This is a genomic window from Amycolatopsis sp. lyj-90 (assembly GCF_046549035.1).
Classification (GTDB): domain Bacteria; phylum Actinomycetota; class Actinomycetes; order Mycobacteriales; family Pseudonocardiaceae; genus Amycolatopsis.
In genome coordinates this window covers 27,290-40,062 of sequence record NZ_JAJPWP010000010.1, presented here as the reverse complement: position 1 = coordinate 40,062, position 12,773 = coordinate 27,290, and the positions used below count along the sequence as shown (strand labels likewise).

The 12,773-nt window shown below is 68.5% G+C and carries 11 protein-coding genes; 9 read left to right on the top strand and 2 right to left on the bottom strand.

Translation table 11 applies throughout. From position 1 onward, the window contains the following. Both ACLJPX_RS33170 and htpX read right to left on the bottom strand, forming a co-directional pair. Nucleotides 1-1,074: an LLM class flavin-dependent oxidoreductase gene (locus tag ACLJPX_RS33170; protein ID WP_410604382.1), complete on the bottom strand. Its 1,074-nt coding sequence runs from the start codon at nt 1,072-1,074 to the stop codon at nt 1-3. 182 nt (nt 1,075-1,256) lie between these two features. Next, a complete protein-coding gene (gene htpX, locus ACLJPX_RS33165; protein WP_101612107.1) occupies nt 1,257-2,123 on the bottom strand; it encodes a zinc metalloprotease HtpX in 867 nt (288 codons plus the stop codon). A 145-nt stretch (nt 2,124-2,268) separates the two neighbouring features. On the opposite strand from htpX, the gene ACLJPX_RS33160 reads away from it, so the two are divergent. The 9 genes from ACLJPX_RS33160 (at nt 2,269) to ACLJPX_RS33120 (ending at nt 12,771) form a co-directional block, all read left to right on the top strand. After that, nucleotides 2,269-3,237: a YncE family protein gene (locus tag ACLJPX_RS33160; RefSeq protein ID WP_410604381.1), complete on the top strand. Its 969-nt coding sequence runs from the start codon at nt 2,269-2,271 to the stop codon at nt 3,235-3,237. A 95-nt stretch (nt 3,238-3,332) separates the two neighbouring features. Next, entirely contained in the window at nt 3,333-4,520 is a 1,188-nt protein-coding gene (locus tag ACLJPX_RS33155) for a BtrH N-terminal domain-containing protein (protein ID WP_410604380.1), read from the top strand. A gap of 64 nt (nt 4,521-4,584) precedes the next feature. Further along, nucleotides 4,585-5,055, top strand: coding sequence for an acyl-CoA thioesterase (locus tag ACLJPX_RS33150; protein WP_410604379.1), 471 nt, complete (start codon nt 4,585-4,587; stop codon nt 5,053-5,055). Nucleotides 5,056-5,208: 153 nt separating this feature from the next. Next, on the top strand, nt 5,209-7,134 hold the full coding sequence (locus ACLJPX_RS33145) for a S8 family serine peptidase (protein WP_410604378.1): 1,926 nt from the start codon (nt 5,209-5,211) through the stop codon (nt 7,132-7,134). Nucleotides 7,135-7,789: 655 nt separating this feature from the next. After that, the gene (locus ACLJPX_RS33140) at nt 7,790-9,025 is read left to right on the top strand and encodes a class I SAM-dependent methyltransferase (protein WP_101612102.1); all 1,236 of its coding nucleotides are present in this window, start codon (nt 7,790-7,792) and stop codon (nt 9,023-9,025) included. Next, nucleotides 9,022-9,819, top strand: a complete 798-nt coding sequence (locus ACLJPX_RS33135; RefSeq protein WP_410604377.1) for a glucose-1-phosphate cytidylyltransferase — start codon at nt 9,022-9,024, stop codon at nt 9,817-9,819. The genes ACLJPX_RS33140 and ACLJPX_RS33135 overlap by 4 nt, the downstream gene beginning before the upstream one ends. Continuing rightward, nucleotides 9,816-10,469, top strand: a complete 654-nt coding sequence (locus ACLJPX_RS33130) for a PIG-L deacetylase family protein (RefSeq protein WP_410604605.1) — start codon at nt 9,816-9,818, stop codon at nt 10,467-10,469. Before ACLJPX_RS33135 ends, ACLJPX_RS33130 begins: the two co-directional genes overlap by 4 nt. A 5-nt stretch (nt 10,470-10,474) precedes the next feature. Next, the gene (locus ACLJPX_RS33125; protein ID WP_101612099.1) at nt 10,475-11,497 is read left to right on the top strand and encodes an NAD-dependent epimerase/dehydratase family protein; all 1,023 of its coding nucleotides are present in this window, start codon (nt 10,475-10,477) and stop codon (nt 11,495-11,497) included. Beyond that, nucleotides 11,497-12,771 (top strand): DUF4910 domain-containing protein, encoded by a 1,275-nt coding sequence (locus ACLJPX_RS33120; protein ID WP_410604376.1) that lies wholly within the window; start codon nt 11,497-11,499, stop codon nt 12,769-12,771. The genes ACLJPX_RS33125 and ACLJPX_RS33120 overlap by 1 nt, the downstream gene beginning before the upstream one ends. The last annotated feature ends 2 nt before the right edge of the window (nt 12,772-12,773 follow it).

Sequence of the window (12,773 nt, the reverse complement as noted above, 5' to 3'; positions counted from 1 at the left end):
TCACGCCTCCGCGTACTGGTTGGCGGCGACCCCGAGGCCGAGGTGCTCGCGCAGGGTGGTGCCGGTGTAGGCCTGCCGGAACACGCCCGCCGCCTGGAGCGCGGGGACGGTCTCGGCGGTGAAGAGTTCCAGGTCGTCGGGCAGGACGGCGGGCCTGATGTGGAAGCCGTCGAGACCGCTCGCGGCGGCGAGGCGGGGCAGTTCGGCGGCGAGGTCGGCCGGGGTGCCGGTGAAGCTGAGCCCGCCGGTCGGGAAGGGGGCGTAGGCCTCCAGCGCGTGGCGGCGGCCGATGGCCGCCTGCTCGGTCTCGGCGAGCACGATCGACAGGCCCGCCAGGAGTTTGGCGTCCGGGAAACGCACGCGGGCGTCCCGGACCTCGTCGATCAGGACGACCTCGGCGCCGTGCGCGTACGGCGAGTCGCCGTACACCGCGACGACGGGGTGGCCCTGCGGCGGGCGCGGCGTGATCGAAGGTCCCTTGACGCTGAAGAAGCGGCCCTCGAAGTCGACGTAGTGCAGCTTCTCGCGATCGATGAAGCGGCCTGTCGGCTCGTCGCGGATGATCGCGCCGTCTTCCCAGCTGTCCCAGAGCCGGGCGATGACTTCGACGACATCGGCGTTCTCCGCTTCGGCGTCCACCTCGGACGGCAGGGTGCGCCTGCCGAAGTGCGTCACCTCGGCTTCGGTGCGCGAAGGCGTCGCGAGGATGCCGGCGCGGCCACGGCTCGCGAAGTCGAGCGAAGCGACGGCCGTCGAGAGGTGGAACGGCTCGGTGTGCGTGGTGGTGACCGTCGGGACGAGGCCGATTCCGCTGGTCACGGGGGCTATCGCGGCGAAGGTCAACAACGCGTCGAGCCTGCCTCGGACGACCTCTTCACCGCCTGGTTGGAGCGCGAGAGTGTCGTCGAGGGTGACGAAGTCGAGCGAAGCCGCTTCGGCGAGCTTCGCGTGGGCTAGGTAGTGGGCGGCGGTGAACAAGGCTGCCGGGCGGACGCCGGAAACCCGCCAGGCGGCCGGATGCTGCCCGGCCCCGTCGAGCGCGACCCCGAGGTGCAACTGCTGTGCGGAACCCATGCCCGGGGAACTCCCGCGCCCACCCCTCGATTCCCCCTCCCACGAGGTGAGACACCCCTCCCCCGCAACTCGTCCTCTAGTTGCGGTCCTTGCACACGCAACTACCGCAATTCGTCCTCTAGTTGCGGTAGTTCGAGGGTGAACTACCGCAACTAGAGGACGAAACGCGGCGTGGGACGGGGTCAGAAGGGGCGGCGGGCCATTTCTTCCAGGCGCCGGATGCGTTCGTCCATGGGCGGGTGGGTCGAGAAGAGCTTCGAGAGGCCCTCGCCCGGTTTGAACGGGTTCGCGATCATGAGGTGCGACTGCGAGACCAGCTTCGGCTCCGGCACGAGCGGAGCCGCACGGGTCCCCCGGTCGAGTTTCCGCAGCGCCGACGCCAGACCGAGCGGGTCACCGGTGAGCTCCGCGCCCGACGCGTCGGCCTGGTACTCCCGCGACCGGCTCACCCCGAGTTTCACGATGGCGGCCGCGATCGGCCCGATCAGCACCAGGATCAGCGCGACCAGTGGGCTGTCGCCGTCTTCGCGGTCGTTGCCGCCGAAGATGCTCGCGAACATCGCGATGTTGGCGATCACGCTGATCACGCTCGCCAGCGCGCCCGCGACACACGAAATGAGGATGTCGCGGTTGTAGACATGCGACAGTTCGTGCCCGAGCACGGCCCGCAGTTCGCGCTCGTCGAGCAGGTCGAGGATGCCGGTCGTGCAGCACACCGCCGCGTGCCGGGGGCTGCGGCCGGTGGCGAAGGCGTTCGGCGCCTGCGTGGGGCTGATGTAGAGCCTCGGCATCGGCTGACGTGCCGTGGTCGCCAGTTCCCGCACGATCCGGTACATCGCAGGCTGCTCGGCCTCGGAAACCGCCCGGGCGCGCATCGCCCGCAGCGCCAGCTTGTCGGAGTTGAAGTACGCGTAGGCGTTGACCGCCAGCGCCACCACCAGGCCGATGACCAGCGCGCCCCGGCCGAAGAAACCGCTGATCCCGACGATGAGCGCGGACAGCGCGCCGAGCAGGACGACGGTCTTGAGCCCGTTCTGGTGTTTGTGCACGGCGTCCTGCTCCTTTCTTTCTCCGAGGTTGGGGGCAAAGGGAGGTTACCCACCGGAAACAACGCGATCGGGGGACGCGAAGTTCCTTCGCCCGGACGAACCGCGGGTTATCGTCGAGTTCCGGAACGATCATGGGGAGGCGCCTGTGCGAGGACCCGAACTGAGCCGCCGAGCCCTGCTCACGCTGGCCGCGGCCGGCGCTTCCGCGGTCGCCTTCGCTCCGGCGGCCAGAGCCGAGAAAGTCCTCCTCGTCGAGGTCGGGGGCACCCCGGAAGCGGTCGCGGTGAATTCCGTCACCGGCTTCGCCTACCTCTCGGACCCGTCGACAGGCACGGTCGTCGTCCTCGACTCGCGGAGCGGCACCGTCGGCGCGGTGATCCCGGTCGGCGGCGAGCCCGCAGGCCTGGCCGTGGACACCGTGACCAACCGGATCTTCGTCACGAACCCGCCCGCCGGGACCGTCCTCGTCGTCGACGGGCTGAGCAACGACGTCGTCAGCGTCATCCCGGCCGGCCCCGGCGCGTCCAGGGTCGACGTCGACGAGCAGGCGAACCGCATCTACGCGGTCAGCGACCTCACCGGGACACTCGCCGTCCTCGACGGCGTCGGCTGCCGCCTGCTGAAACTGGTCCCCGGGCCCACGCCCGGGCTGTCCTCGATCGCGGTGGACGGCGGCCGCAAACTCGCGTACGCCACCAGCACGCGCACGGACTCCCTCGAAATCTTCGACCTCGGCGCGGAGAAGTTCACCGGCGGGATCCCGGTCGGCAAGTCACCGACCGGGGTCACCGTGCACCGCGGGAGCGGAACGGTGTTCGTCGCGAATTCGGCGATCCATCATCTGTCCGTTGTGGATCCGGGCGCGCGCAAGGAGAAAGCGACCGTGCTCCTGCGCTCGGAATCGTCGGCGGTCGCCATCCACCAGGGCACGAACACCGTGTACGCCAACGGAGGCCCCAACGGCGTCGCCCGGATCGACGGCGTGACGAACCTGCTCACCGGTGATCTGTCACTCGGCGTGAACCCCGGCGCGGTCGCGATCGACCAGCGCTCCAAAACGGTGTACGTGACGGATCCCTTGCGCGGCAGTGTTTCCTTGATCAGGGATTTCTGAGTCGGGCCGGCCGAACTCGGCGTCGACGTCATCCCGGTCGCGGAAAAGCTCTGACGGCACTCGCCCACCCCGCCATCCACGGGCATGATGGCGGGGTGAGCGAGTACGAATTGCGTGGCGGACTGCAACCGGACGTGTCGGCCGTGGCCGCCGTACTGGCACACCACGGTGTCGAAGGGCCGGACGGGACGGCGCCCAGCGAGGCGCTGGTCTTCGCCGTGTCCGGCGGGATCGGCGCGGGCTACATCCTGTGGGACTTCGCGCACGAAACGATGTCGACCATCGTGTTCGGTTTCCGTGCGCGCTGGCAATATCCGCACGACTGGCTCAAGTCCACAATGGACCGACTCGGGCTCGGCGTGGACATCCACACCACCGGCGGCAAACGCGCCGCCGCGAAACGGCTCACCACCGACCTCGAGGCGGGGCGGCCGGTGATCGTCCTCCCCGACCGTGAGTCGCTCGGTTACTGGCACCTGCCGACGGAGATGTCCGGCGGTGGCGGGCATTTCGTCGTCGCGTACGGCGAGGAGGACGGCCGGGTGCTCGTCGACGACCGGAACCTCGCCCCGCTGACGGTCGACCGGAAGACGTTCGACGCCGCACGCGCCCGGGTCGGCTCGTACAAGAACCTGCTCGCGACGCCCCAGCCCGGCGAGGTCACCGACTGGCAGGCCGCCGTCCGCGGCGGGCTGACGGACTGCGCGCGGAATCTCTCGGCCCCGTCGAAGTCGTTCTCGCTGCCCGCCTGGGGACGCTGGGCGAAGGCGATGACCGACGACCGCGACCCCAAGGGGTGGCCGCGCGCGTTCGGCGAGCGGCGCGGGCTCGTCGGGGCGCTCCTCAACGTCTGGGAGAGCGTCACCCCGGCCGGGGCGGAGGGCGGGCACCTGCGCGGGCTGTTCGCCGACGCGCTCACCGAGGCCTCCGGCCTGCTCGAACTGCCCGAGCTGGCCGAACAGGCGTCGACCTGGCGAGGGATCGGGGAACGCTGGGCCGAGCTGGCCGAGGCCGCCGTTCCGGCGTCGACCGCGGAGTTCGCCTGGGTGCGGGGCCTGGTCAGCGCGGTGTCCGCGGGCGTCCGTGAGGGCGACGCGGGACAGGAGGCGGCCGCGGCGGCGGGCGAGGAGATGTGGAAGCTGCGCGCGCACTACAACGACGAGATGCCGTTCACCGACGTCGAGGTCGGCGACCTCTTCGCCGAGCTGGGCACGCTGATCCGGGACATCCACACCGCCGAGACCGCCGCGATCCGCGAGCTTTCCGAAACCCTGATGGAGTGAACCCGGGCAGGCGTCCGTTGCGCCGCGCTGCCGGATCGCCACGCGATCGTTGAAGATCCACTTCGTGCACGCACATCCGCTGGGGACGACGACCGAGCGTCCCGCCCCCGAGATCCACCTGTACCGCCACCGCCTGCGTGTCACCGACCTGGACTACCTCGGCCACGTCGGGAACGTGCGGCTGCTGGACTACTTCCAGGAAGCGCAGATCGCGATGCTCGACCCGCTGCGCGAACGTGTCTTCCAGACGGAAGGACCGTCCTACCTGATCGCGAAGCACAACGTCAGTTACGTGCGGCGGCTGACGTTCCGCGACCATCCGGTCGAGGTGGAGACCGTGGTCGGCCGGATCGGGACCTGCGACGTCGTGGTGAACAGCAGGCTGCGCGACGAGAGGTCCGTCTACGCGCGCTGCCGCACGATCTGGGTCTCGTGCACCCTGCCCGAAGGTGGCATCCGGCGTCTCGACGACGAGGAACGCACCCGGCTGACGCGGTTCAGCGGGACCCTCGACGAGATCCCCTCCGCCCGCTGAGCAAGACTTCCGGCGGAATTCTTTTTAACCGTTAATGCTCCATTTCCCGCAACACCGTAAAACGGCTGGGCCGTTCAGCGGCTGATCATCACGCTTTTCGGCCGGTACCTTCGAAAGACCTCTCTCCCCTGCAGAGCTCCCCGGAGGTATTTCATGCCACGGCCGAAGTCTGTCCGCTTCCTCGCGCCCTTGGTCGGCGCGCTCCTCCTGACGAGCGGGGTGGCCGTCGCCGCCCCGTCCGGCGAAGATCCGCAGTTCATCCGTCTGGCCAGCAGGACCTTCGATCCGCTCAGCGAACGTACGGCCGCGAGCCAGGACTGGAAGGGCGCCTACCTGCTCCAGGTCCGCGGCTCACTGACCGACATCCAGCGCGAACGCTTGCGCTCGCTCGGCGTGCGAATCGGGACCTACATTCCCGATTTCGCCTACGTGGTCCGGCTGAAGCCGGAGAACCGCGAATCGGTGGCGAAATTGAATTTCGTCCGCTGGCTCGGCGAATACCGTCCGGACGACAAGGTGGAAATCTCGCTGGCCGGGACGGGCAGCTATCTGGTGACGCTGGTCGAAACCGACGCGCGGGACCAGCGCGCGGTCGCCGAGCGGATCCTGCGGCTCGGCGGCGGCATCGAGGCGATCTCGCAGAGCGGGCAGCACCTCGTCGCGAAGCTCGGCTCCGGCCAGGCCGCCACCGTGGCGCAGGGTGCCGAGGTGCTCGCGGTCGGCGCGATCACCGCGCCCGGGACCGACATGGCGAACGCGCGGGAAAGCAGCGGCGCGAACTACATCGAGAGTGTCGGCGGGTACCGCGGCCAGGGGGTGCGCGGCGAGGTGATGGACGGCGGGCTACGCGCCACCCACCAGGAGTTCAAGGCACGGCCGACCGTGCTGCACGGCACGAACTCGACCGACACCAGCCACGGCACTTCGACGTACGGTCAGATCTTCGCCTCCGGCGTGAGCGCGCCGCAGCGTGGCCTGCTGCCCGAGGCCCAGGGCATCTTCGCCACCTACAACAAACCGGACCGCTACGCCCACACCAAGGAACTGGTCGACCCCGCGGGCAAGTACCGCGCGGTGTTCCAGAGCAACAGCTGGGGCGGCGGGCTGACGACGGCGTACAACTCGGTTTCGGCCGAGCTCGACCGCATCGTCTTCGACCACGACCTGCTGATCTGCCAGTCGCAGAGCAACGCGGGGACCCAGCAGTCGCGGCCGCAGGCCTGGTCGAAGAACGTGCTCTCGGTCGGCGGGCAGTACCACTACAACACGCTGGGCCGCACCGACGACAAGTGGAACGGCGGCGCGAGCATCGGCCCGGCCGCCGACGGCCGGATCAAGCCGGAGCTGTCGAACTACTACGACCGGATCGACACCACGTCGTCCGGCAGCGACACCTCGTACACGACGTCGTTCGGCGGCACGAGCGGCGCGACCCCGATCACCTGCGGGAACGCCGGCCTGCTGTTCCAGATGTGGGCCGACGGCGTGTTCGACGGCGGCCCCGGCAAGGGCCGCGACGTCTTCACGAGCCGCCCGCACGCCGCGACCGCGAAGGCGCTGCTGATCAACGGGGCCGACCAGTTCGCGTTCACCGGCACCTCGCACGACATGACCAGGACGCACCAGGGCTGGGGCACCGCGAACGTGCGCTACCTGCACGAACAGGCCAAGGCGAACGGCTGGAAGCTGCCGGTGCTGGTCAACGAGACGGATCTGCTGGGCACCGGGCAGTCCAAGAAGTACACGGTGGCGGTGAACGGGACCAAGCAGTTCAAGGCGACGCTGGCCTACACCGACCCGGCGGGCTCGCCGAGCGCGTCGGTCACCCGGGTCAACGACCTGACGCTGAAGGTCACCGCTCCGAACGGGACCGTGTACTACGGCAACAACGGGCTGAAGGCGGGCAACTTCTCGACCGCCGGCGGGGCGCCGAACACCATCGACACGGTGGAGAACGTGATCCTCGAGAAGCCGGCCGCGGGTACTTGGACGGTGGAGGTCGTGGCGACTCAGGTGAACGCCGACGGTCACCCGGAGACGTCGGCGACCGACGCGGACTACGCGTTGGTGGTTTCTTGACGGTGTGAGGGCCGCCACTGCGGGTGGCGTCCGGCGAATGCGTCGTGAAGGGCCCCTTCCCTACCTTGAGAGTAGGGAAGGGGCCCTTCACGCGGGTATCGGAGGTGAGGTGCGGGGCCGTTGCAGCTGAGGTGGCGGTGAAGGGATCGTTGCTTGCGCCTAGCGCAATGAAGGGGGCCTTCATGTACTTCGGCAGGTCCGTGAAGGGCCCCTTGAGGGACCCAGAGTCCCTCAAGGGGGCCTTCACGGACTACGGAAATGTCGCGTTCGTCCCATCGCCACCGCAGATCACGCCGGCAATGCCGTGAAGGGCCCCTTCCCTACCTTGAGAGTAGGGAAGGGGCCCTTCACGTACTCGCGCACCGTGTTTCGAGGTGACGGAGAGCGGTCGGTTCAGGCGGGTCGTGAGTGGCGTTTCGGCTTGGAACCCGAAGCGCCACTCACGACCCACCAGGCCCACACGTCACCATGATCACCCTCGGTAGCGCTTTGGCCGCGCATTGCCCGCGCCCGGATGGCGGAGACGTCTGCGCCGATGGCCGAGACGGCAGGTTTCGGTTAAGAGACGGAAATGTGAGAGCCCTGAATGGCCTGTAACGAGGCGACCCGAGGTGCCGACGTCTGGGATACGTGACGCGAGCCTAGGAGCCTTTCGATGACCACCTGCCGACTCTGCGGCTCGGCCCATCTCGCCAGCGTCGTCGACCTCGGAGCGACGCCGCCGTGCGAACGATTCCTGACCGCGGAGCAACTCGCGGAACCGGAACCGACCTACCCCCTGCACCTGCAGGTCTGCACCGAATGCTGGCTCGCCCAGATCCCGCCGCTGATCACCCCGGAAGAGACGTTCACCGAATACGCGTACTTCTCGTCGTATTCCGCCTCCTGGGTCGAACACGCCAAGACGTTCGTCGACGGCGCCGTCGAGCGGCTGGGTCTCGACGAGTCCTCGTTCGTCGTCGAGGTCGCCAGCAATGACGGCTACCTCCTCAAACACGTTGTGGCGCAGCAGATCCGCTGTCTGGGCGTGGAACCTTCGGTGAACGTGGGCCAAGCCGCGCGTGACGCCGGGGTGCCGACGAAGACCGCCTTCCTCAGCCCCGAAAGCGGACGTGACGTCCGTGAGGAACACGGTCCCGCCGACCTCGTCGTGGCGAACAACGTTTACGCACACATTCCGGACATCATCGGCTTCACGCACGGGCTCCGCGCCCTGGTGGCCGACGACGGCTGGGTCAGCATCGAGGTCCAGCACCTGCTGACGCTGATCCAGGAGAACCAGTACGACACGATCTACCACGAGCACTTCCAGTACTACACGGTGGAATCCGCGCGCCGGGCACTTTCGCGCGGCGGATTGTCCGTTGTGGACGTCGAGCTCCTCCCCACCCACGGCGGTTCCATCCGGCTGTGGGCGCGCCCGGACGCCGTCGCGGGCGAGCCGAGCGAGCGGATGACGCAGATCCTCGACGCCGAGAAGGCGGCCGGACTGCACGAAATGTCCGGCTACACCGAATTCTCCGAGCGGGTCACCAAGGTCCGACTCGATCTGAACAAGTTCCTCACCGACGCGGCGCTCGAAGGCAAGACCGTCGTCGGTTACGGCGCCCCGGGCAAGGGCAACACGCTGCTGAACCACTGCGGCATCCGCCCGGACGTCCTGCGGTACACCGTCGACCGCAACCCGTACAAGCACGGCCGCTTCACCCCCGGCACCCGGATTCCCATCCTCCCGCCGGAGCGCATCGAAGCGGACAAGCCCGACTACGTGCTCGTCCTTCCGTGGAACCTCCGGACGGAACTGACCGCCCAATTGTCCTTTGTGGACGAATGGGGCGGAAAACTGGTCTTCCCCATCCCGCACCTGGAAATCGTCGAGGTGAAGTCGTGAAGGTAGTCCTCTTCTGCGGCGGCTACGGCATGCGGATGCGCAACGGTGACGCGTCCGACGTGCCCAAGCCGATGGCCATGGTCGGCCCCAGACCCCTGATCTGGCACGTGATGCGGTATTACGCGCATTTCGGGCACACCGAGTTCATTCTCTGTCTCGGTTACGGCGCGCACCACATCAAGGAGTTCTTCCTCAATTACCAGGAAACCGTCTCCAACGATTTCGTCCTGCGGAACGGCAAGGCGGAACTGCTCTCGACCGACATCGCGGACTGGTCGATCTCCTTCGTGCAGACCGGTCTCGAATCGGCCATCGGCGAGCGGCTGCGCCGGGTGCGCCCGCATCTCGACGGCGACGAGATGTTCCTCGCCAACTACGCCGACGTCCTCACCGACGCCCCGCTGCCGGAGATGATCGAGCGGTTCAAGAACACCGACGCCGGCGCGTCGATGATGGTCGTGCCGCCGCAGTCGTCGTTCCACTGCGTCGAGATGGGCGAGGACGGCCTGATCGGCGCGCTGACCCCGGTCAGCGAGATGCCGCTGTGGGAGAACGGCGGGTACTTCGTGCTGCGCCAGGAGGTCTTCGACCACATCCCCGAGGGCGGCGACCTGGTGGCCGACGGCTGCGGCGAGCTCGCCAAGCGGGGCAAGCTCCTCGCGTACCCGTACCGCGGGTTCTGGAAGCCGACCGACACCGTCAAGGAACGCGTCCAGCTGGACGACGCCTACGCGCACGGCGACCGCCCGTGGGCACGCTGGGAACGCGAACCCGCGACGGCGGGCACGGCGTGATCGGACTCGGTACCGGCGGGATCGAGCGGATCGTCGCGCTCGGCGCGCATTGTGACGACATCGCCATCGGGGCGGGCGGCACACTGCTGACGCTCTGCGCGGCCAACCCGGGTGTCCGGGTCGACGCGCTCGTCCTGTCCGGCGGCGGCACCGAACGGGAGGCCGAGGAGCGCGCCGCGCTCACGGCCTTCTGCCCGGGGGCCGACGTCGAGGTCACCGTGCTCAAACTGCCCGACGGCCGGTTCCCCTCGCACTGGGAAGAGGCCAAGAACGGGCTGGAGGAGCTGCGCCGCCGTACCGACCCGGACCTCGTCCTCTCCCCGCGCACGGCCGACGCGCATCAGGATCACCGCGGTCTGGCGACGCTGGTGCCGACGGTGTTCCGCACCCATCTCCAGCTGGAGTACGAGATCGCCAAATGGGACGGCGACCTCGGCAAACCCTCCGCTTACGTCCCGCTCTCCCCGGAGCTCGCCGAGGAGAAGGTCCGTCTGCTGCAGGAGCATTACGCCTCTCAACGGCACCGGCCTTGGTACGACCGGGAAGCCTTCCTCGGCCTCGCCCGCATTCGCGGTATCGAATGCGGGCAGCGCTATGCCGAGGCCTTCGACCTCAAAAAACTGACGCTCGACCTCACTTCGAAAGGCTGAAAGCCATGCGTGTGCTGCTGACCGGGCACAAGGGTTACCTGGGCACGGTGATGGCCCCGGTGCTGGCCGCCGAAGGCCACGAGGTGATCGGCCTCGACTCCGGTCTTTACGACACCTGCGTGCTGGGCCCCCAGCCCGAAGACCCCGAGGGCTTCGAGGTCGACCTTCGTGACGTCACGGCCGAGCACGTGGCGGGGGTGGACGCCGTGATCCACCTCGGCGCGCTGTCCAACGACCCGCTCGGCTCGCTGGCGCCGGAGCTGACGTACGACATCAACCACCACGCTTCGGTCAAGCTCGCCAAGCTGGCGAAGGACGCCGGGGTCAAGCGGTACCTCTACGCCTCGACGTGCTCGGTCTACGGCGCCTCCGGCGGCGACGGCCTGGTCGACGAGGACGCGCCGCTGCGCCCGGTGACGCCGTACGCCGAGTCGAAGGTGCGGGTGGAGGACGACGTCCAGGAACTCGCCGACGGCGACTTCAGCCCGGTGTACATGCGCAACGCCACCGCGTTCGGCTTCTCGCCGCGGCTGCGCGGCGACATCGTGCTCAACAACCTGACCGCGCACGCCCACCTGTCCGGCGAGGTGCTGGTGCTCTCCGACGGCACGCCGTGGCGTCCGCTGGTGCACGCCAAGGACATCGCGCGCGCGTTCGCGGCGGCCCTGGTCGCGCCCAAGGAGGCCGTCCACGGCAAGGCGTTCAACATCGGCACCGAACGCAACAACGTGACCGTCGCCGAGATCGCCGAAGAGGTCGTCGAGGCCGTTCCCGGCTCGACACTGCGGATCACCGGCGAAGCGGGCGCGGATCCGCGTTCGTACCGGGTCGACTTCTCCCGGTTCCGCGCGGCGATCCCCGGCTTCGAGTGCGACTGGTCGGTCAAGGACGGCGCGGTCGAACTGATCCAGGCCTACCGGACCCACGGCCTCACCGAGCACGGCTTCCAGCGCCTGTTCACCCGGCTCGCACGGCTGCAGGACCGCACCGCCGCCGGCGAACTCGACGACACCTTGCGACGTCGCTGATGACACACCGGGACCTGGAGACGGGCGCTGACCTCGAGAAGCTGGTCGAGCGCCTGTATCCGCTGTGCCGCAGCATCACCGGCGACGGCGTCCGCCGCACGCTGGAGATCGTCGGCGAGCACATCCCGCTGGAGATCCACGAGGTCCCCACCGGCACCCAGGTGCTCGACTGGACGGTGCCGCAGGAGTGGAACATCCGCGACGCGTACATCAAGGACGCGTCGGGCCGCCGCGTGGTCGACTTCCAGGAGTCGAACCTCCACGTCGTCGGTTACAGCGTCCCGATCTCACGGAAGATGCCGCTCAGCGAACTGCGCGAACACCTGCACACGCTGCCGGACCAGCCGTCCCTGGTGCCGTACCGGACCAGCTACTACTCGCCGACGTGGGGTTTCTGCCTGGCGCAGGACACCCTCGACGCGATGCCGGACGGCGAGTACGAGGTGCACATCGACTCCACCCTCGCCGACGGGCACCTCACCTACGCCGAACACGTCGTGCCGGGCGAGGTCACCGACGAGGTGATCATCTCCTGCCACACCTGCCATCCCTCGCTGGCGAACGACAACGTCGCCGGGATCGCGATCGCCGCCGCGTTCGCGCAGACGCTCGAAAAGCCGCACCACACCTATCGTTTCCTGTTCATGCCGGGCACGATCGGCGCCATCACCTGGCTCGCGCGCAACAACGAACGCGTCGGCCGGATCAAGGCGGGGCTCGTCCTCGCGTGCGCCGGTGATCCGGGATCGCTGACGTACAAGCGAAGCCGCCGTGGCGACGCCGTGATCGACCGCGTACTCGCGTACGTCCTCGCCGATCGCACGCACAAGATCCTGGACTTCTCGCCGTACGGCTACGACGAGCGCCAGTTCTGCTCCCCCGGTTTCAACCTCGGTGTCGGTTCGCTGACGAGGACGCCGTACGCGGGTTACCCCGAGTACCACACCTCGGCCGACAACCTCGATTTCGTCTCCACGGCGGCGATGGAGGAAACCCTCCGGACCCTGCGGGACGTGCACGCCGTCCTCGACCGCGATCGCAGCTACGTCAACCTCAGCCCCTACGGCGAGCCGCAACTCGGCAAGCGCGGGCTGTACGACTCGCTCGGCGGGCGAAGCGACGCCAAACAAGCCCAGATGGCCATGCTCTGGGTGCTCAACCTCTCGGACGGCGAGCACAGCCTGCTCGACGTCGCCGAGCGGTCCGGGCTGCCGTTCGATTCCGTCGCCGCCGCCGCTCAGGCGCTGCACGACGCCGGATTGCTCAAGGATTAGAG